At 68.0% G+C, this 20,309-nt stretch carries 19 protein-coding genes; 10 read left to right on the top strand and 9 right to left on the bottom strand.

Translation table 11 applies throughout. The features are described from left to right. Window positions 1-53 precede the first annotated feature (53 nt). Window positions 54-1,544 carry a xanthine dehydrogenase small subunit gene (locus GPX89_RS37865; RefSeq protein WP_157392567.1) on the bottom strand — a complete coding sequence of 497 codons (1,491 nt, stop codon included), beginning with the start codon at window positions 1,542-1,544 and terminating at the stop codon, window positions 54-56. 530 nt (window positions 1,545-2,074) lie between these two features. Between GPX89_RS37865 and GPX89_RS37860 the strand changes: the two genes are divergently transcribed. Both GPX89_RS37860 and GPX89_RS37855 read left to right on the top strand, forming a co-directional pair. Continuing rightward, window positions 2,075-2,275 carry a hypothetical protein gene (locus GPX89_RS37860; protein ID WP_157392566.1) on the top strand — a complete coding sequence of 67 codons (201 nt, stop codon included), beginning with the start codon at window positions 2,075-2,077 and terminating at the stop codon, window positions 2,273-2,275. Window positions 2,276-2,319: 44 nt separating this feature from the next. Then, window positions 2,320-3,558: a hypothetical protein gene (locus tag GPX89_RS37855; protein WP_157392565.1), complete on the top strand. Its 1,239-nt coding sequence runs from the start codon at window positions 2,320-2,322 to the stop codon at window positions 3,556-3,558. Between the two features lies 1 nt (window position 3,559). Here GPX89_RS37855 and GPX89_RS37850 read toward each other — a convergent pair whose 3' ends face one another. Next, the gene (locus GPX89_RS37850; RefSeq protein WP_157392564.1) at window positions 3,560-4,378 is read right to left on the bottom strand and encodes an SDR family oxidoreductase; all 819 of its coding nucleotides are present in this window, start codon (window positions 4,376-4,378) and stop codon (window positions 3,560-3,562) included. A gap of 181 nt (window positions 4,379-4,559) precedes the next feature. Between GPX89_RS37850 and GPX89_RS37845 the strand changes: the two genes are divergently transcribed. Further along, window positions 4,560-5,963, top strand: coding sequence for a lipase family protein (locus GPX89_RS37845; RefSeq protein ID WP_157392563.1), 1,404 nt, complete (start codon window positions 4,560-4,562; stop codon window positions 5,961-5,963). 241 nt (window positions 5,964-6,204) lie between these two features. Then, the gene (locus GPX89_RS37840) at window positions 6,205-7,866 is read left to right on the top strand and encodes a cutinase family protein (protein WP_157392562.1); all 1,662 of its coding nucleotides are present in this window, start codon (window positions 6,205-6,207) and stop codon (window positions 7,864-7,866) included. 75 nt (window positions 7,867-7,941) lie between these two features. On the opposite strand, the gene GPX89_RS37835 is transcribed toward GPX89_RS37840, so the two are convergent. Further along, window positions 7,942-8,892, bottom strand: coding sequence for an undecaprenyl-diphosphate phosphatase (locus tag GPX89_RS37835; protein ID WP_157392561.1), 951 nt, complete (start codon window positions 8,890-8,892; stop codon window positions 7,942-7,944). A 174-nt stretch (window positions 8,893-9,066) separates the two neighbouring features. On the opposite strand from GPX89_RS37835, the gene GPX89_RS37830 reads away from it, so the two are divergent. After that, the gene (locus GPX89_RS37830; RefSeq protein WP_157392560.1) at window positions 9,067-9,939 is read left to right on the top strand and encodes an alpha/beta fold hydrolase; all 873 of its coding nucleotides are present in this window, start codon (window positions 9,067-9,069) and stop codon (window positions 9,937-9,939) included. A gap of 41 nt (window positions 9,940-9,980) precedes the next feature. Continuing rightward, on the top strand, window positions 9,981-10,262 hold the full coding sequence (locus tag GPX89_RS37825) for a hypothetical protein (protein WP_157392559.1): 282 nt from the start codon (window positions 9,981-9,983) through the stop codon (window positions 10,260-10,262). Window positions 10,263-10,265: 3 nt separating this feature from the next. On the opposite strand, the gene GPX89_RS37820 is transcribed toward GPX89_RS37825, so the two are convergent. From GPX89_RS37820 to GPX89_RS37810, 3 genes are all read right to left on the bottom strand, one after another. After that, window positions 10,266-10,976 (bottom strand): GbsR/MarR family transcriptional regulator, encoded by a 711-nt coding sequence (locus GPX89_RS37820; RefSeq protein ID WP_157392558.1) that lies wholly within the window; start codon window positions 10,974-10,976, stop codon window positions 10,266-10,268. Window positions 10,977-11,163: 187 nt separating this feature from the next. Beyond that, window positions 11,164-11,607, bottom strand: a complete 444-nt coding sequence (locus tag GPX89_RS37815; RefSeq protein ID WP_157392557.1) for a GDSL-type esterase/lipase family protein — start codon at window positions 11,605-11,607, stop codon at window positions 11,164-11,166. 135 nt (window positions 11,608-11,742) lie between these two features. Beyond that, window positions 11,743-12,837 (bottom strand): substrate-binding domain-containing protein, encoded by a 1,095-nt coding sequence (locus GPX89_RS37810; protein WP_157392556.1) that lies wholly within the window; start codon window positions 12,835-12,837, stop codon window positions 11,743-11,745. 142 nt (window positions 12,838-12,979) lie between these two features. On the opposite strand from GPX89_RS37810, the gene GPX89_RS37805 reads away from it, so the two are divergent. Continuing rightward, complete coding sequence (locus GPX89_RS37805; RefSeq protein ID WP_157392555.1) at window positions 12,980-13,636, top strand: TetR family transcriptional regulator; 657 nt, start codon at window positions 12,980-12,982, stop codon at window positions 13,634-13,636. Here GPX89_RS37805 and GPX89_RS37800 read toward each other — a convergent pair. After that, window positions 13,585-14,535: an SMP-30/gluconolactonase/LRE family protein gene (locus GPX89_RS37800; protein WP_157392554.1), complete on the bottom strand. Its 951-nt coding sequence runs from the start codon at window positions 14,533-14,535 to the stop codon at window positions 13,585-13,587. The two genes, GPX89_RS37805 and GPX89_RS37800, sit on opposite strands and share 52 nt — an antisense overlap. A 217-nt stretch (window positions 14,536-14,752) precedes the next feature. Here GPX89_RS37800 and GPX89_RS37795 point away from each other — a divergent pair, with 217 nt between their 5' ends. Then, the gene (locus GPX89_RS37795) at window positions 14,753-16,198 is read left to right on the top strand and encodes a family 20 glycosylhydrolase (protein ID WP_198347781.1); all 1,446 of its coding nucleotides are present in this window, start codon (window positions 14,753-14,755) and stop codon (window positions 16,196-16,198) included. Here the strand turns inward: GPX89_RS37795 and GPX89_RS37790 are convergent, their stop codons facing one another. Next, entirely contained in the window at window positions 16,199-17,101 is a 903-nt protein-coding gene (locus GPX89_RS37790) for a C40 family peptidase (protein WP_235949009.1), read from the bottom strand. A gap of 321 nt (window positions 17,102-17,422) precedes the next feature. Here GPX89_RS37790 and GPX89_RS37785 point away from each other — a divergent pair, with 321 nt between their 5' ends. Together GPX89_RS37785 and GPX89_RS37780 are read left to right on the top strand one after the other, a co-directional pair. Beyond that, complete coding sequence (locus tag GPX89_RS37785; protein ID WP_157392552.1) at window positions 17,423-18,169, top strand: ParA family protein; 747 nt, start codon at window positions 17,423-17,425, stop codon at window positions 18,167-18,169. Then, the gene (locus GPX89_RS37780; protein WP_157392551.1) at window positions 18,169-19,113 is read left to right on the top strand and encodes a hypothetical protein; all 945 of its coding nucleotides are present in this window, start codon (window positions 18,169-18,171) and stop codon (window positions 19,111-19,113) included. The genes GPX89_RS37785 and GPX89_RS37780 overlap by 1 nt, the downstream gene beginning before the upstream one ends. A 95-nt stretch (window positions 19,114-19,208) precedes the next feature. On the opposite strand, the gene sepX is transcribed toward GPX89_RS37780, so the two are convergent. Continuing rightward, window positions 19,209-20,297, bottom strand: coding sequence for a divisome protein SepX/GlpR (gene sepX / locus GPX89_RS37775; protein WP_157392550.1), 1,089 nt, complete (start codon window positions 20,295-20,297; stop codon window positions 19,209-19,211). Between the last annotated feature and the right edge of the window lie 12 nt (window positions 20,298-20,309).

Raw genomic sequence — 20,309 nt, 5'->3', positions numbered from 1 at the left:
CGGCTCCGTCAAGAGCCATGGACGCTGTGTCTTCGATTCGCTCGCAAGCTCGCTCATGACAGCACCGCCTCGGTGGTCTGCGCGTACAGCTTCTTCAGGCTCTGGCCGAGCATCGCGGCTCGGTACTCGGAGCTGGCGCGGTGATCGTTCATCGGCGTGCCCTCCGACGCCAGCACCGCGGCGGCGGCCTCGACGGTCTCGGTGGACCACGCCTTGCCGACCAGCGCTTCCTCGGTGTCGCGGGCGCGGATCGGGGTGGCGGCCACGCCGCCCAGGCCGATGCGGGCCTTCGTGACGACGCCGTCCTCGATGTCGAGCGCGAAAGCGACAGCGACACTGGAGATGTCGTCGAAACGCCGCTTGGCGATCTTGTGGAACGCCGTCACCCGCGACAGCGGCAGCGGGATGCGCACGGCGCGGATCAGCTCGTCCGCGCGGCGCACGCTCTGCCGGTAGCCGGTGAAGTAGTCGGCCAGCTCGACCTCGCGCTCACCGTCGGCGGAGGCGAGCACCACCGACGCACCGAGCGCGAGCAGCGCCGGCGGGCTGTCACCGATCGGCGAACCGGTACCCAGGTTGCCGCCGAAGGTGGCGTTGTTGCGGATCAGGCGCGAGGCGAACTGCGGGAACAGCTGCGCCAGCAGCGGCACGCTGCCGTCGAGGCGACGCTCGATCTCGGTGAGCGGCACGGCCGCGCCGATCAGGATGTGATCGTCGGCGACGGTCAGCTCGCGCAGTTCGGGCAGGCGGTCGATGCCGATGGCGTAATCCGCACGGCGCGAACGAATGTTGACCTCGACGCCCCAGTCGGTGGAACCGGCGACGAGGATCGCGTCGGGGCGGTCACGCAGCAGCCGCACGGCCTCGGCCAGGGTCTCCGGGCGGCGGAAGGTGCGGCCGTCCTGGCTGTAATCGGTGGCGACGGGCGCGGGCGCGTCCTGCTCGCGGCGCTGCGCGAACGGGTCGTCGGCCTCGGGCGCGCCCAGCGCGTACGCGGCGTCCCGGATCGGGCGGTAACCGGTGCAGCGGCACAGGTTTCCACTCAGCGAGTGCAGGTCGAAGCCGTTGGGGCCGTGCTCGTGATCGTGCGACTCGGCGTCGTGCGACTCGGTCTCGGCCGACGCGGCGGCCTTACCGGCGCAGCGGTTGGGCCGGTAGTACTCCGAGGCCATGCTGCAGATGAATCCGGGTGTGCAGTAACCACACTGGGAACCACCGCGCACCGCCATCTCCTGCTGCACGGGGTGCAGTTCGGTGGGGGTGCCCGAGCCGTCGAGGGTCGCGAGGCCCTCGGCCGTCACGATCTCCTGGCCGTCGAGCGCGGCGACCGGAACCAGACAGGCGTTGATGGCGACCCAGTCGGTCTTCTCCGCCACGCCGGGGCGGGCGACCATGATCGAACAGGCGCCGCATTCGCCCTCCGCGCAGCCTTCCTTGCTGCCGGTGATACCGCGGTCACGCAAGAAATCCAGGACCGTCGTATGGGGTGCCGCCGGGGAAATCGGGGTGACTTTCCCGTTCACCGTGATCCGCGCGTCTACCATGGCACAACCTCATTTCGCTGCGCGGTGGATGGGATAATCCTAGTCGCCATTTCAGGAGCTTTCTATTTCGGTGACGCCGCCCGAGTACCCGGAGCGCGAATCGGCACGAGAGGCATGCCGAGGGCCGTGACAGAGATCGAAATGTGCCGGGGGCCGCGTTCGGGGCACGCCGGAAAAGGGCAGCTCAGAAGCCGTGCGCTACACGACCCGGAACCCAGGCGGTCCGGTGAGCCAGGTGGCGCAGATCGGCGGTGTCATCCATGGGAATGTTCGACATCCGACTCGCCTCCTTCCAGCAGCTCACATGTGTCGGTAACCCCGAAAGTACGTGGCGCGGAGCACATTGGTCAAGCCGACGAAGGGGGGTCGCGAAGAGTTTGCACGAACCTATGACCAGGGGTTCCGCGACCGAGAGGCGAATCGGTTTATCGCACAAATAAACACGCTTTTGTCAGAAGATACGAATGGGCTCTCGTATTACGTACCGCCGCTTGTGGCTTCCGACAGGAGATTGTGGGTACCCGGTCGATATGTTCGCCATCGTCGCCGCCGTCCTCTTCGCGATCGCCCTGCTGCTCGAGCTCGCCGATCGCACCACGGGCACCGCGGTCAATGTTTTCGTCATCGCCGGACTGCTCGGCCTGGCCCTGCACATGGCCGGGTTCAGCGCCCGGGTCTCGCGTCCCCGTCAATGGGGCTCCCGCTCGCGCTGGGGCCGCCGTCGCGTCTGATCGCCGACCGGCGGGAGTCGGTGCGCTCGAGTAGATTTCCGCGCATGAGTTTTCTGGGTGGGGTGTTCGGCGCCAAACGCAAGCAGGAGCAGTTCGGGGAGCAAGCGCTGGCCATGGTGCGCGCACAGAACGGGGTCGCGGAGGCCGCCTTCGACGCGGACGCGTTCAAGATCCGCTACACGATGCAGAACGGGGAATGGGGGGAGATCAATCTGACGACGGTGTTCAGGCGGACCCGGTCGGTCACGCCGCGCGAGGCCAACCGGATGCTGTTCACGTTCGTCATGGACAGCCCGGGGCTGAGCGAGCGGGAGAACCCCGAGGGCTGGGAGGCCGCGGCCCCGCTGCTGCGGCCGATCATCCGGCAGGCCACGGATCTGGACGCCCGCACGCAGGGCCTGCGGATCGGGGACCACACCCTCTGGCGGCCGGTCCTGCCCTGCTTGATCGAAACCGTCGTGCTGGATCAGCCGACGTCCATGCAACGCGTCCATCCCTCGCAGCTCGCGGAATGGGGTGTCGACGCCGAGACCGTGTTCGCCACGGCCCGAGCCAATCTCACCGGTGCGGCCCTGGACACCGTGGCCCGCTACGAACCCGGCTCGAAGGGCGGTCTGCTGCACATCCCGGACACCAGCGGGGACCTGTACGCGGGCGCGCTGCCGCTGGTCGACGGCTGGCTGGAGGGCATCGGCCGCAAGGCCGGGGCGCGGCCGATCGTCTTCGTCGCGCAGAACACCGGCGTGCTGGTGGGCGCGGAGTACTCGGCGCAGCACGTGCTGCACCTGGTGAACTCGGCTCGCGAGCTGTTCGACAACGCGGTCCGCGAGGTCTCGCCGGTCCCGTACACGCTGGACGAGGCGGGTCGGCTGGTGCCCTACCGGGTGTCGCGAGAACATCTGGCGTGGAAGGAGATCCGGTCCGCGGAGGCGACCTTGGCCGCGAATGTCTATGGCGCCCAATACAAGCACCTGCGCGCGGATCTCGACGCCGGGCGCACCGAGGACTTCGCCGCCAAGGTGATGCACTTCCGCATGAAGGACGGCACCGAATCGACGATGGCCGCCTGGACCGACACCGTCCCCACCCTGCTCCCCCGCACCCACAATGTCAGCCTCACCGACCTGAACACCGGTGAAACCATCGCCGTCCCTTGGGATTCCCTGGCCGCCGAGGTCGATCTCAGCCCGGTGGAAGGCATCTACCCCGACCGGTATCGCGTCGAGTTCCACCCCGGTGCGGAGACCATGGACCGTCTCCGCGCCGGATCGCGGATCGACTGACTCAGTTCCCCTGCGCGGCAGCCGAAATCGGCTGCCACTTGCGCCAGGTCTCCAGGCGGGACTCGTAGTCGGCGGTAGCGATGGCCAGCGGGAGCTCGCCGAGGAAGAAGCGCAGGGGCGGTTCTTCGGCGTCGACGACGGCCAGGACAGCCGGGCCGGTGGCGGTCGGCTCGCCGCGCTTGACGGCATTGCGCTGGGCGGCGCGGGCCGCGCGGGCCGGATCGTAGGCCGGGTTGGGGGTGGCGTGGCGGGCCGAGGGGCCCGCCCAGTCGGTGGCGAAGCCGCCCGGCTCGATCAGGGTGACGTGGATGCCGAAGGGGGCGACTTCCTGAGCCAGGGACTGGGAGAAGCCCTCGAGGGCCCACTTGGAGGCATGGTAGGCGCCGAGGTTCTGGAAGGCGGAGATGCCGCCGATGCTGGAGACCTGCAGGATGTGGCCGCCGCGCTGGGCGCGCAGGATGGGCAGGGCCGCCTGGGTGACCCACATGGCGCCGAAGACGTTGGTCTCCAACTGATCTCGGAATTCCTGCTCGGTGAGTTCCTCGATCATGCCGAACTGGCCGTAGCCAGCATTGTTGACGACGACGTCGAGGCGGCCGAAGTGGGCGGCCGCCTGCTCGACGGCGGCGAAGTCGGCGGCCCGGTCGGTGACGTCGAGCCGCAGCGGAAGAAAGGTGTCCGGGTACTTGGCGACGATGTCGTCGAGGGTGCTCAGGTCACGCGCGGTGCCCGCGACGCGATCGCCACGCCCGAGGGCGGCCAGTGCCCATTCCCGTCCGAAACCCCTCGAGACGCCGGTAATGAACCACACTTTGCTCATGGTCATCGACCATAACCAGTTGGAGTGCACTCCAAGCAAGGGTGCGAATCCTTCCGATCGGGCATGGACCGTTTCCGCCGTTCATGGATATTGCGAGCCAGCTCACAGCCGTGGCATAGTGAGCGCGGCATATTGAGACTGTGCAGTCTCACAAGTGGGAACAGGGTGAGGAAGTGGGTCGATGAGGACCAGGCGATTGACCGGCCGGATGCTGCGGCTCGGGACCATGGCCATCAGCGCGGTGGCGGTGACGGGGCTGATCGCGGGCCCGGCGCAGGCCGATCCGGCCACCCCGGCGCTGCCGCCGATCCAGCCCGCGCAGCTGCTGCCGCTGCCGCCCGAACTCGATCCCGGCTTCTACAACCCGCCCGCCGAGGTGGTGGCGGCCGCCGCCCCCGGCGAGATCATCGCGGCCCGGCAGGTGAATGTCGCCAATTTCGGGCTCATCCCCCTGAACGTGGACGCGTGGCAGGTTTCCTACCGCTCCAACAACTCTCGCGACGAGGCCATCCCGGCGGTGGCCACGCTGATCAAGCCGCGCGGCACCGCCCCGACGCCGCGCAAGCTGCTCTCGGTGCAGATCGCCGAGGATTCCACCGCGGGCTACTGCAGTCCCTCCTATGCGCTGCAACAGTTCTCGGCGTCCGCCTTCGTCGGCCAGATCGTCGCGCCCGCCGAGTTCCTGTTCGCGCAGGCCGCGCTGCAGAAGGGCGACGCGGTGGTGATCCCCGACCACCAGGGCCCGAACTCGGCGTACGCGGCGGGCCCGCTGGGCGGGCGGATCACCCTGGACGGCATTCGCGCCGCCACCTCCTTCGCACCACTGGGCGTCGGGGCGGGCGCGCCGGTGGCCATGTACGGCTACTCGGGCGGTTCCATGCCCACCATGCACGCCGCGGAACTGCGCAAAACCTATGCGCCGGAACTGAATATCGTCGGGGCGGCGTCCGGCGGCACCGGCGCGGATCTGGGCAACGCCCTGCTGATGGCGAACAATCAGGCGACCTCGGGCCTGGTGCTCGGCGCGGTGCTGGGCCTGGCCCGCGAGTACCCGGACTTCAACGCGCTGCTGGACCAGAAGCTCAACCCGCTCGGCCAGCTGCTGCGCGCGGTGAAGGCGCCGTTCTGCGTGCAATACCAGTCCGAGCTGCTGCCGTTCCTGAACATCACGGGTTTGATCAATTCGCCTGACCCGCTACAGGAACCGGCGATCAAGGCCATGCTCGACGACACTCGGCTCGGCAAGAGCCTGCCGGACATGCCGGTGTTCATGTGGCATTCCAAGTGGGACGAGATCCTGCCGCTCGGCTCGGCGAACCAGCTCGTGAACACCTACTGCCAGGACCCGAAGGCCCAGGTGACCTACACCCGCGACTGGGCCAGCGAGCACATCGTCGCCGAGGTGGTCGGCGGGCCGGCCGCGCTCATGTGGCTGTTCGACCGGCTCGATGGAGTTCCCGCGCAGCCGGGTTGCTCGACCACCGATTCCCCGTCCATGCTCGGCACCCCCGGCGAGCTGCAGACCCTGGGTGACACTCTCGGCGAGACACTCGCTTCGTTCTTCGGCAAGCCGATCGGGGCCTGACCGAATCGAGGGGTGCGGGCCCGCCGGATACGAATTCGGCGGGCCCGCTACCGCGATAGCACCGACTCACCGAATGTGACCCAGGCCACCATTGATGCGGCGCATTCGAGTCATGGTGCGATAACGGCTCATTCGCGAAAGTAACGCTCGGAAGTCCTGGGACGACGTGTCCGGTGGTAGATGGCCCGACCTGCACAGGGGGCCTGACGGTTCACTGTCGGGGTGAAATGGGGATTCGGGCATGGATATTCGCGACTTCTTCAAACGACATCGCATGGTGGCGTCGGTCGCGCCGATCGCGGCGCTCGGCGTGGCGGTGGCGGTCGCGGCGACATTCGCGGTGACGTCTTCACCGGACTCGAAGCAGGCCGCCCCGGCGTTGAAAGCCTCGGTCACCGAATGCCATGACATGGTGACCATCTCGGTCGCCGGCCGCAATGACTCGCCGCAGGCGGGCACCACGAAGATGCTGGTCGACGCCAATGGCAACGAGCTACCGGCGGCGCTGTCGGACGACTACCAGAGCCACTGGGTGGATCCGGTGGTGAACGCGCCGAGCGGGTCGGTCGACTCCAACTCGTACTGGGCCGTGTACGTGTCCTACCCGGCGAACCTGAACAGCTACGAGGACGCCGTGAACACCGGTGTCGCCAATACCGAGCAGGTCATGCGCGATATCTCCGCGGCCTGCCCGAACACCAAGTTCGCCATTGTCGGCTACAGCGAGGGCGCGGACGTCACGCGCCGCGTCGCCATGGAGATCGGCCACCAGAACGCCGGGGCCGACGGCAAGTACGGGATCGTGGACCCGGGCAATGTGGCCGGTGTCGTGATCCTGGCCGACTCGGGTCGCTCGGCGGGCGACGGACCGTTCATCGGGGCCAAGGATCCCAGCCACCCCGACAATTTCAACCAGAGCTATCAGAACAACAAGGACGTCGCGGGCGGTCAGGGCGCACTGGCCGACCACCAAGGTGACTTCGGCTCGCTCAACGGCCGCATCGCGTCCTTCTGCTCCGACGGCGATCTCACCTGCGCCGCGCCGCAGAACATCTCGCTGCTGCAGCTGGCCATCAACGTCGGCCGCCAGATCAATGTCGACCAGCTCCAGAACGACGGCACCGTCACCCCCGCCACCGGCATCGATGTGGCCGTGACGCTGGGCAAGATCGCGGGCAACGCCTTCGCCGACATCGCGCACAACCCCGGCTGGTGGACCAGCAAGGAAACCTTCCTCGACGTCCTGCTCAAGGTGTCGCAGCCGGATTACAAGCCCAACCAGGACAATCCGACGCCGGTGGCCGCGAGCAATATCGAGGCCCAGAACATGTCGCCGCTGGCCTACCTGCCGCAGAAGGTGTTCAACGAGGTCATCGGGCTGATCACCACCAACCAGAACACCATTCCGGTGCTGCTGAACGATCCGTACAACCTGACCCTGGGCCCCAACGGCACCGGCCACCACTTCGACTACTGGCACGACCAGAACCCGGACAACGGCAAGAACGTCTCCTCCGCGGACTACGCGGCGGCCTGGCTCACCGAGCTGGCCAAGGAGGCGCAGGCGGGCACGCTGAACCCGAAGACGCTCACCTCGACGCCGACCACCACGACCAAGGCGCCCAACGCGCTGGCCCTCGCGCCCACCACCCTCACCTCCGGAACCACCACGCCGGCAACCGGTTCCACGACTCCGGTGAGCGGCACCAGCACCCCGGCCACCACCACGCCGCCGACCACCACCACGGTCCCGCCGACCACCACGGTCACCCCGGATCCGGCGTCGACGACCACGCCGCCGGTCACGACCACCACCACCCCGCCGGTGACCACCACGACGGTACCGCCGACCACCACCACGCCGGTCACCACGACCCCGGCGACCACCACGCCCGGCCACTGACAGAACGAGAATGCGCTGGTGCCGCACCCTTTTCGGGGTGCCGCACCAGCGCATTTCTCGTTGTGAGCGACCGGCTCAGCGAATGCTGAACCAGACCAAGCTGCCCAAACCCGCGACCAGGCAGTAGATCGCGAAGGGCGTCAGGGTCTTGGTCTCGAAGTAGGCTGTGAGGAACTTGACCGAGATATAGGACATGACACCGGCCACCAGGCTGCCCGCGAACGCGGGACCGAGGATGGCGTGGTTCTCGTGCTTGAACAGCTCGGGCATCTTCAGCACGCCCGCCGCCAGGATGACCGGGGTGGCCAGCAGGAAGGCGAAGCGGGCGGCGTCCTCGTGGCGCATGCCCTTGAACAGGCCCGCCACGATGGTGCTGCCCGAACGGCTGATGCCGGGGAAGAGCGCGGCGATCTGGGCCGCGCCGATCAGGGTGGCGTCCCGAATGCTCAGGCGGGACAGGCGCACATCGGAGGCGCGGTCCGGGTCGGTCATGGGGAGCACGATGGTGTCCTCCATGGAGAGGTCGCCGGTGCGGCCGGTGGGGCTGGAGAACCGGAACTCGGGTTCGTGCTCGCGCTTGCGCATGAGCTCCGCGGACAACAGCACGAAGCCGTTGATCGCCAGGAAGATCGAGGTCGGAATCGGGTTGCCGAGGTAGTGCCGGACGAGCTTCTCCAGCAAGAGTCCGGCCAGGCCGACCGGGATCGTCGCGATCACCAGCAGGACGCCCAATCTCGCTTCGGGCGTACGGATTTGGCGCGTCGTGGCCACATCCCACAGACCGCGCAGAATGCGCACCCAGTCGCGCCAGAAGAAGATCACCAGGGCCAGCGCGGTGGCGACGTGCATGGCCACCAGCAGCGCCAGATAGGGGGAATCCTTGGCCGACATGCTCAGATCATCGGCCCACTTGCCACCGGCCCAGGCGGGCAACAGGATGCTGTGGCCCAGGCTGGAGACCGGGAACAGCTCACTCACCCCTTGCAGTGCGCCGACGACGATCGATTCCAGATAACTGATGGCCATTCAGATTCCTGTCGGTGAGGCTGCGGAGATCCGAACACCCCGATCGGGCGGGGCAGCTCGCTTGGCGAGGCTACTCGATCCGGTAGCGGTGTGCGCACACACGGTGGATCGGAGGAGGATGATGCGGCAGGATGAGAACGATCGGTATACCACTACCGGCGGGCGGAGGCGGAAATGCGGGCAGAGCTGACGGATTGGATGTCGAAGGGGAACTACTTCGACTTCGACGGACATCGGATCTTCTACGTCCGGGAGGGCAAGGGGCCCACCCTGCTGCTCATCCACGGGTATCCGTTCAATACCTACGACTGGCATCGCATCTGGCCGGATCTGACCGCCCACTACGACGTGATCGCGCCCGACATGCTCGGCATGGGGTTCTCGGACAAGCCGATCCGGCACCATTACAGCGTGCTCGAGCACGCCGATATGCACGAGGCGCTCCTGCGCCACCTCGGGGCCGGTGAAACTCTGCTGCTGGCACACGATCTCGGTGTCAGCGTGGCGCAGGAATTGCTGGCCCGCCGGCTCGAGGGAACCGAGGGGCCGGATATCCGGGCGGTGGTGCTGCTCAACGGCGGACTCTTCTACGAGGTGTACCGCCCGCGCGTGGTGCAGAAATTGCTGGGCACCCCGCTCGGACACCTCGTGGGACCACTGCTGTCCGGCACCGGCGTCACCGACGTGGCCGTGCGCGAGATGTTCGGCCCGGACACCAAGCCCGACGCCGACGACATGCGGACACTGCGCGAGGTGCTGCTGTACGGCAACGGCCGCTTCGTCAATCACCTGGTCGGCCGGTTCGTGGCCGAGCGCGCCGTCCACCGCGACCGCTGGGCCGAACCACTGATCCGCAAGGTGGTGCCGACCCGCCTGATCAACGGCCCGCTGGACCCGAATTCCGGTGCGCACCTGGTCGCCCGCTACCGCGAACTGGTGGCCGATCCGGATGTGGTCAGCCTGCCGGGCATCGGCCACTGGCCCCAGCTCGAGGACCCGGCCGGAGTATTCAATGCGGCGCACGCATTCCTGCGCACCGCGAATTAGACCCGGACGCAATCCCATTGCGCGACGCGGAGCCGGGCTGCGTGGAATACTTCGGCGATATGCAGTACAGGGGATTCGACAATCCCGACGCCGGCGAGGATCCCGAGTTAGCTCAAGCTCGCATCTTCCTGGATGAATTGGAAAGGCATGTAGTCAAACTGACCCGGCGATTGCAGACCGCACCCACCCCGGAAGCCCGGCAGTCACTCAATGCCGAACTCTCCACGGTGCGCCGGTACGTCGATCGCATTCACCGCAGATTCCCGGGAATCGCCGTCGCGCAGCCATTTCGCGCCTCGCCGCCCGGAGCGCCCGCGCTCTAGTCATCACTGGGCGAGCTGAGCACGCCAGCGTTCGGCGGAACGGACCATGTCCAGGCCCACCCGCTGCAGGTATTCGCTCATGCCCAGCAGCCGCACGCCGGCGGGAGTGGCGCTGCCCAGCGCGTCCGCGCCGTCGCGAGCCTTGGCGGCCAGCCGCTCGTTGTTTCGCGCGCCCGCGAGAGTGGTTCGGTACCAGGCTGATTCGTCGATGAAGTAACGATCGCGGCGGGTGCCCTGATCCCGGTCCCGCCGGATCAGCGCCTGCTCCTCGAGGTAGCCGACCGCCGCCGACACCGTCGCGGGACTCACCCGCAGATGTGTCACCAGCTCGGCCGCGGTGAGACTCCCCGAATCCGCGGCATACAGCCGAGCCAGCACCGCCGACGCCATCTTGGGCATCCCCGTCTGCGCGAAGAGCTCGGCGAACTCGGAGCTGAACCCGTCCAGCAGCACCGGACTGCGCCCGTATTCATCGACGCCGGAAGGCTTTTCGGCCAGCTTGGGCCGTGGCACGCGGCGGCGCGAGCGCACCGCGGTGGCGGCCTGGGCCACCTCGGCGCGATAGCGGACCGGCCCGCCGTTGCGGGTCACCTCCCGGCTCACGGTGGAGGTGGGACGGTTGAGCTGGCGAGCGATGTCGGCATAGCCGCGCCCGCGGGACAGACCCGCGGCGATCAGACGGCGATCCTCCTGGCTGAGTCTTCCTCCGGGCATCGGAGCGGCTCCTTCATCAGAATGCCGCCGAAGCGGCGCGGCTCCAACCTATTGCAACACACGACCTGCGCGATTGCATTAGGCTTCGGCCGCGTCGAACGGCGAATTCCCGTGTCCAACAGGCGTTATCCCGTTCTCTCTGGCATTCGTTCATTGCCCGCATTGTGAACGCAACGTAGCGTTCGCCCTAGTTCGAATCCAGCGCCGCCACCACCATGCGCGCAATGGCCGCGGTCGCAGTGACATTCGGATGGAAGGGAGTGGTCGCGGCGGCCGGAATCAGCGGCTCGATCCACCGCGGCCCCACGGGCTGACACATGTCGTGACCGGGCACTCCGAAGACATCGACGCCGATCGCGCCCGCACGCCGGGCCTCGTCGAGTTGAACGGCCGCCAACCGGCCGATCACCGACCGCACGTAGGGCACATCGCCGCGAGCGAAAGGCGCTGCGGGATAACAACTCCCCGACTCCGGAAGCGGGCTCGCGTAATCGATGACCACGATCCGCGCCCGCGGCGCCCGATCGCGGATACCGCGCAGCACGGCCGCGATATGCGGACGAATCTCGTTTTCCAGGCGATCGGCGAGCCGATCCACCCCACCGGATTCGTAATAACGCTTCAGCGGCAACGAAATTGGCGACATTCTCGCGGGAACGGAAGCGGCCCGGTGTCCCGTAATGGTCGAGTAGGTCGCCCACCGCCGCATAGGAATCCCCCAGTGCCACATATCTTCCGACGGCGGATGCGGCATGTGCGTGTTCACTCAGATCGAGGATCGGCTCGCCGAGAGATCCGCGAGCACGCTGAAGTCCATGACGTCCGCCGCGGCCAGGAAAACCGGCTGGGTGGTGTGCGCTCCCCGCACCCGCACCTCACCACGCGGGCCGCCGTAACCGACTCGCGCCGCGCCGCGCTCGATGACGCGCACGTCCAGGCTGCGCGCCGCCTCCGCCAGCGAGGCGAACAAGAGCAGACCCTCGTAACAGGATTCGCCGATATTGTTCAGCGTCGGGGCCAGCTGGCCGAAACGCGCGGTGTAGCGGCTGCCGAACGCCATGCCCTCGTTCGACACCAGACTCTCGAAATAGCCGGAGGCCGTGAACAATCCGCGCGCACTGTCGGGTCCGCCCGCCAGTAGTACGTCCTCGCCGATCATCATGCTCAACCGTAGCCGCCCGTCGTCCAGGCCGGACGCGGCGAACGCCGAGTTGAACGCCGCGCCGTCCGCGCCGACCATGAACATCAGCACGCCCTGCGCGGGCGAACGGCGGATCAGCTCCAGCGCGCCGCCGAAATCGCGCCCGCCCAGCGGCACGAACACCTCACCCACCACGTCGATATCCGTGCCGCCCGCGAATTCCCGTGTCGCCCTCGCAGTTTCACGCGGCCAGACGTAGTCGTTGCCGACGATGCACCAGCGTCGCACGCCCAGCTCCGAACGGAGCCAGCGCAATGCGGGGAACAGCTGCTGGTCCGGGGTCTCCCCCACCATGTAGACGCCGTCGGAGTCCTCGCCGCCCTCGTAGAAGGTGGTGTAGATGTAGGGCACCCGGCCGGCGGTGTGCGGGGTGATCACCTTGCGGGCATTGGACAGGTGCCAGCCCACCACCCCGTCGATCATGCCCAGGCTCACCATGCGGTCGATCTGCGCGGCCAGCACCGGCAGCGGGGCTCCGGCGTCGACGGTGTGCAGCCGGACCGGGCGCCCGAGAATCCCGCCGACGGCATTGATGTCCTCGACGGCCAGCGTCGCGCACGCCTCACAGGACGGCCCGAACAGGCCGGCGGGCCCGCTCGTGGGCACCACCAGGGCGAGGTCCACCGTGGCCCGGCGGGACCGGAAGGGTCGTGGCGTCATCGATTCTCACCACCGTCGTGTCTGGCCGCCCACCGTTGTGACTGGCTGTGCGGGTCCCGGTACGGCGCGGTACCCGGGAAGGGGACGATAGTACCGTTTCCGGCGTGTATCGGAATACCGGCGCGGCCCTATAGTGACCCCGATGAACAGTCCTGACGCGCGCGTGCTCATGTTGCTCGCCGGTGAGCGCACCATCGCCGAACGCGGGCCCGATGTGGCCCTGCGCGATATCGCGGTGGCGGCTGGACAGCGCAACAACTCCGCGGTGCACTACCACTTCGGTTCCCGGGACGGGCTCATCACGGCGATCATCGAGCGGCACCAGCCCGCGTTGGAGGCCAAGCGCACCGAACTGCTGGCCGCGCACGAGGCCGCGGGCGCGCCCGACAGCGTGGCCGCGCTGGTCGAACTCCTGGTGCGACCCATGTTCGACGTGCCCTACGCCGAGGGGTCCACCCATTACGCGCGGTTCCTCGAGCAGGCGCGCGCGCATCCGGCGGTGAGCGGGCCCGATCTGCACGAGAAGCGCTGGCACGCGACCCGGATCATCGTGGGGCGGCTCTACCGCGCGATGCCCGAGCTGACCCCGGCGCAGCGCACCTACCGGCTGCGGGCGATGAGCACCGTCATGTTCGCCCTGCTCGCCGACTACGAACGGCAGGACCTGCCGACCGCCGCCGAGCGAGAAGACGTGCAGGGCAACATCATCGCCATGATCGTCGGGCTGCTGACCGAACCCGTAGCCCGTCAGGGCGCGGCGGTGCGGGCGTCGGGATCGAAGCCGCCGGGGATCTCGTAGACCAGGCCGGTGAAGGTGATGCCGAACAGCCGCCCCGCCGAGAAGCCCTGGCCGCCGCGGCCGTACTGCACCTCACTGGTCATCTGCGGTCCGAAGCCCAGCACGCAGTACTGACCGGGAGCGTCGACGCGCACGACCTGACCGGAGGGGTTGAACGGCAGCACCGGGCGCTCCACCGAATCCAGGGTGAGGCCGTCGGGTGCGGCGAGGAAGTCACCGCCGGACAGGTCCAGCAGCGACTGCGGAGCCCACGGGGCATCGGTCGGGATCCGGCTGACGCCGGGATTGACGAAGGTGCGCGAGACGTACAGGTACGAGTCGTCCCGGTTCAGCACCGCGCCATTGGCGCTGGGGAAGTTCGCCCAGTCCGCCTGCACCGCACCGTTCGGGTACACCCTGCCCACCAGGGAGCCGAAATCGTTTGTGGCGTAGACGGTTCCATCGTGGGCGACATCCATGCCGTCGGCCGCGGAGAGTCCCGCGGCGAAGGGGGCCACGGCCCCGGTGTTCGGATCGACGGTGACTATCCCGGCCGAGCGGACGGTGTCGCCGACAATGACCCGCGCGTCGGCCCCGTACCCGACCAGCAGGCGGCCGTCGGGCAGCCAGGCCAGCGCACCCGCGCCGCCGCTGGGGACCCGGGCGATCGGGACCGCGGGCGCGCCGGGCGCGTCGATGCGGAAGACCTGACCGCTGACCAGATCCGTGACGAAGGCTCGGCCCGCCGCGTCCACAGTCAGCCCCTCGAGGGCGGTACCCGGCAGCGAGGCGACCACCGCGGTCGGCTGCCCCGCGCCGGGACAGACCGGTGCGGCGGAAGCGGGGGCCGCGGTGAAGGCCGATATCGCAGCGGCGGTCAATACCGCGCACGCGAATGCCGCTGATTTCCTGGTAGCCATGGCGCACCTCGAAAGTTTCGACCCGACCGTTCCGTATAACGTACGACGTTTCCGGGGCTTGACGGGTTCAATTGGCGGCGTGCCCGAATCTTCGTCTCATTTCGGTCGGCGAATCCGCCGCGCCGCGGTCTGCTTTGCCGCGGCCACAACCTGGGCAGCCGTCCACATTCCGCCGACTCAGGCCAATCCCGTTGCAGCACAACAGCTTCCGTCGACAGTGCCGAGCATCCAGCGCTGGAACCCAGCGGCGGGCGAACCGGGATTCACGCTCGACGCCGAATCCCGCATCGTCGCCGACGGCGCCTCCGACGACGCCGCGCGACGATTGGCCGAGGATCTGACACCGGCCGGACGACCGGTCACCGCGGACGCCGACCACGATCGACCGGGCGATATCGTGCTGCGCACCGGCGACACCGGCATCGCGGACGCCGAGTCCTACCGCATCACGGTCACCGACCGGCTGACCATCACCGCCGACAGCCCGGCGGGCATGGCACACGGAACTCAGACCGTCCTGCAGTGGCTGCGGCAGTCCACCACGCTGCCCGGCGGCACGGCCGAGGACTGGCCGAACTACCGCGAGCGCGGTCTCATGCTCGACACCGGACGCGAATTCTTTCCCGTCGGCTGGGTGAAGGCGCGCATCCGGGACGCCGCGTATCTGCGGATGAACATGGTGCAGTTGCATCTTTCGGACACGCAGGGTTTCCGGTTGGCGAGCACCAGTCATCCGGAGATCACCTCACCGGAGCACTACAGCGCCGAGGACATCCGGGACATCCTCGACTACGCCCGGTCATACGGCATCGAGATCGTGCCCGAGATCGATATGCCCAGCCATATGAACGCCATCCTGGCCGAGCATCAGGACCTGGTCCTGCGTCCGGCACGCACCACGACCGAGGACGCGGCGCGGGACAATATGCTGGCGGGCGGCATCGGCGGCAAGATCGATCTCACCAATCCCGCCGCCTACCGACTGATCAGCGACATCCTGCACGAGTTCGTGCCCATGTTCCCGGGCCGGTACTGGCACCTGGGTTGCGACGAGTACGTCTCGGACTACACCCGCTATCCGCAGTTGAGTGACTACGCCACAACGACTTTCGGCCCCGGCGCGACACCCGGCGATGTCATCATCGGGTTCGCCAACTGGGCCGCCGACATCGTCGAATCCTTCGGCAAGACGCCGAGGGTCTGGAACGACGGGTTCGACCATCCCGGCCTGCTGACTCCGAAACCCGAACTGGTGGTGCAGTATTGGTCCGCCAGCGCCGGTGGGCTGCCGTGGCTGCCCGGCGGTCGCACCCCCGAGGAGTTCACCCGGGCGGGGCATCCCATCCTCAACGCGGCCTTCACGCCCACGTACTTCACGACCGGCGGTACCGCCGCGGCGGTCAACGCGCCACCCGAGCTGCTGTGGGTCTGGGACCCGGGGCTCTTCGTCGACGGGCAGCGGTTGCCCGACTCCGAGCGGTCCCTCTTGCGTGGCTCCATGCTCTTCCTCTGGTGCGATGATCCGACCGCGATGACTCCCGAGCAGATCGTCTCTCCGTTGCGAACTCGCCTGGCGGTCATGGCCCAGCAGTTGTGGGCGGGCACCGGCGGGATCGGCTATCCGGACTTCGTCGGCCGCACGGGTGCGGTCGGCTGGCCCTGATCAGAAGCGGCGGGCTCCGGTCACCGGCATATTGTTCAACGGCGAGATCTTCACCCCGGACGCGTTGTCGCTGGCGTGAATGATCTGACCGTCACCGAGATACAGCGCCGAATGGCCGCCGCCGTAGTACGAGACCAGATCGCCCGGCTGCAATTCGTCCAGCGGCACCGGGGTTCCGGCGGCCAGTTGCGAATAGCTGGTGCGCGGCAACTCGACTCCGGCCTCCCGATAGGACCACTGCACGAATCCGGAGCAGTCGAAGGAGTCCGGGCCGTTGCCGCCGGAACGGTAGTAGGCGCCGAGCTTGGAGCGGGCCGCCTCGATGGCGCGCTGCCCGGTCGTCCGCTTCGGCATGGCCGCGGGCACCGGTCCGGGCGTGGCGGCCGCGCCGTCGGTCACTCCCGGAATTCCGGCCAGGGGCGGCAGGCTGCCGGGGATCGTGAAGCTGCCGAGACCCGCCACCACCACCGTGCGGGTATCCGGAGCCGGGGTGACGGGATACAGCGGCTCGGGCGAGAGCGACTGCACCGGAACGGGATCCGGTAGCGGGTCGGCCGGGGTGATGGCCACCCGCTCGGGTACCGCGACCATGCGCGAGGCGTCGGCCTCGCCCACGCCCGGCGTCCTGTCATCGGATCCTGGAATCGTCACGGGACGAAAATCCCCGGCTTCCCCAGCCGTGGATTCCGGTGCCGGAACGGGGATTCCGAGTTGGCCGGCGATCTCGTTCGGGATCTCGATCTCCCCGATACCCGGGACCGTCACCGGCGCCGCGTGCGCCTCGCCCGCCGTGAACAGCAGGGCCGCACCGACTGCCGCCGCGCCGAGGACTCCTGTCACCAGGGTCCGCAGGCTCAGCCGCGGAAGAACTCGAACCTTCTGTCTATCACCGATCGTATCCATGAGCGGTCGTCCTCCGATCAAGCCGTGAAAGCTATTCGGTATCCGTCCATCACGCGAATTTTCGGTACTGCCAGCAGATCCGAGATTGCATATTTCGCCGGAAGTGCACACGCTGCAACGAATGACATGCGTGTTATTCATTACGAAACGGTAACCATTGACGGCTGTGTCCAATTGGACACAGCGGTTTTCCCCCTTGAAACACAGTCGATTTCGAGCGATTTCCACGACATCGCGCGAGCCTTCGCGGGCGCGGGCGCGCGCCCGTGTGAGACTGATTCGCGGAAAACCCTGCCCTCCCCATCATCAGGAGGATGATCGATGACCGAATCCGGTGTACTACCGAATCTTCCCGAACCGCTCGTGGTGACCCTCGGGAATCTCAAAGGCGGCGTGGGCAAGACGACCTCCGCCTTCTTCCTCGCCTCATATTTCGCTACCGTGCACGAACTTCGAGTGCTCGTGATCGACGCCGATCCGCTCAGCCAGACCGGCTATTCCTGGTATCGGCGCTTACAGAAGGCCGAAGTCGAGATCCCCTTCGAACTGCTGGCCTTCCCGTCCCGGCACGTGAACGACTGCATCACCGACAATTCCCGGAATTACGACGTCATCATTGTCGACGCCGGCGGCGAATCGGCCGATATCTTCAAGGCCGCCGTACCGGTGAGTGACGAACTGATTCTGGTCACCAGCGTCAGCCCCTCGGAGGTGAAGCGCGTCCCGAGTACATATCGGGCCGCGGAAGAGGCCGCGGCGGAGAACGATCGCGCCATCCGGGTCCGGGTACTCATGACCAAGGTGCCGGTCACGATGAAGAACGGCGTGAACGTATCGACCGAATACCGCACCCAGCGCGGCAATCTGGAGGACGCCGGATACGAGGTGTTCGACTCCTATGTCAGCGCCTGGAAGTGGTATCGCGAAGCCGCCGACGGCGAGGTCGGCGACGGAGCCGAGAATCCGATCGAGGATCTCGGCGAATATCGCGCCGTCGGCGAGGAACTCGTGCGGGCCTATCTGAATGCCGCGCAGACCGCGCACATTCCGGTGGAGGTGTCCGCCTGATGCCGCCGCAGCGCCGCAAGAGTTCCATCGGCGGTGGAGGGCTGGGCCGCAACCCGCTCTCCGACGAGGCCGAGCACACTCCCCCGGTCTCGCCCCTGCGCGACGCCAAATGGCCGCGCACGCCGCAACTGTCGAAGGCGGCCACCGCGGTCCTGCTGTCCCCGGCGAAAACCGAGGTCGAGCCGGAAGCCGCCACCACGGCCGCACCCGCCCGGCCGGCCGTGGCGGCGGTCGCGAAACCCGCACCCACACGGCCCGATCCGGCACCGCCGGCTCCAGCCCCCTCGGTGCTCGACATGCCGCTGCCCGTCGCGGGCGGCGAGGGTCCGCTCAGCCGGTCCGAGAGCGAACAGCTCGAGGTCTGCGAATCCTCCATCGACGCCCTGCGGGTGGCCTTCTGGACCGCCGGGCGCGCGCTGCAGATCGTGCGCGACGGCCGGCTCTACCGCGCCGAGCACGCCACCTTCGACGACTACGTCGAGAAGCGCTGGGACATGCAGCGGTCCTACGCGCACAAGCTGATCCGCGCCTGGCCGCTGGCCGCGCGGCTGCATCCGGTCGCGCCGTCCATCAACGAGGGACAGATCCGCGAGCTGCTGCCGGTGGCCGCGGCCCACGGCGAGGAGGCGGCGGTCACCGTGTACACGACGCTGGCCGCCGATGTGAAGGTCACCGCGGGCAAGCTCCGCGAGGCCGTCGCGGTGCTGCCGCGCGACTACGAGGAGCACGCGGTGATCGAGCGGCTGCAGGCGTGGCTGCGCGGGGATCTGATCGAGGAGCAGCCGACCGATCCGGACGTGTTCAGCTCCGTCGAATCCCGGCTCGCCGCGCTCACCCAGAAGGTGGTCAAGGGCTCCACCGATCATCCGGTGGCGGCCCGGGAGTTCGCCGCGAAACTGCGCACCCTCGCCGAACTGATCGAGCGGCAGATTCCGGTCGGGTAGGAACAACTCTCGCACCCCTCGGGGGCTTCGCCCCCGAACCACCGAAATAGAGAAGGGGCCCCGATCGAATCGGGGCCCCTCTTCTCGTGCCTGTCCTATTCGCCGACCGCTCGGCGTTCCCGGCCGCCGGTGGCCCGCTGGCGGGTGGCCCGGGCCTCGGCCGCGTCGAAGAGCTCCAGATGCTCGAAAAGCGGGTCCTCGTCATCGGATTCGACCAGGACCGCGCGCCGGAGCTGGGTGCGGGTCTGCTCGCGGTCCGGACGCGGGCGATCGCGGGCAGGCTCCTCCTCGACCTCGGTACGCTTGCGTACCATGCGAGCGACCCGCCTGCGGCGGATGTCCTCCTCGATGCGGACCTGTCTACGTAGATAGGCCAGATACGCCACCATGACGGTGCCCGACAGCGCGCACAGCCACCAAAGGACCGACGAGATGGCGAAACCGGCGGCCGCCAGGGCGAGCGTGGCCAGGACCAGGCCCAGCACCGCGCGCTGACGGAAGGTGTAGCGGGCGGCGCGGGCCGCAGCGTCGGCCTCCGCGTCGAAGCCGCCGCGGCCACGCCGGGACGGCACGAAATCCTCGTCCTCGTCCTCGGATTCGGCGGTATCGGATTCGCGGCTCGCCGCGGGGTCTGGTCCGGGGGCGCGCAGGGCGGGCGGTCGGGCACGCCGCGGGGGTTCGGGCTTCGCCTCCTCGGCGGTATCGGTCTCTGGTTCGCCCTCGTTCGTGGCGGTTTCGGCGGGCGGCTCGGATTCGGCTGTCTCGGACTCGATCTCGGCGGCCGGTTCCGCCTCGGCGGCGGTGTCGGCCGAATCCGCTTCGGACTCGGGCGCTTCGGTGATCACCCGGGTCTCCGCACCGAGACCCTCCGCACTGAAACCCTCGGCGTCGACTTCCTTCTCGTCCGATGCTGCGGGGCTATCGTCCGATCTGGTCATCCGATCCTCCGGATCCTCGCTCGGGTGCTGAAGCTTTCTGCGAACCGGCACGTAGTCCGGGTCGGTGTCATGTCCGGTCGCCGGACCTTTCCTGGTGCGAGCCTTCGCACCACCGCGATGCAATACGCGCGTCGAGAGGGCGGCGTCGGTGTGCTGACGGATACGGGGATGACGGTTGGCCAGCATGGGGAACAGCACGAAGACCCACAGCACCACCAAACCGATCCACAAGATCGAATTCGGCATTGCCGTCACACC

The sequence above is a fragment of the Nocardia terrae genome, from assembly GCF_009760405.1.
Classification (GTDB): domain Bacteria; phylum Actinomycetota; class Actinomycetes; order Mycobacteriales; family Mycobacteriaceae; genus Nocardia; species Nocardia terrae.
The sequence above is the reverse complement of the archived record's forward strand: the minus strand, read 5'-3'. Positions and strand labels throughout refer to the sequence as shown.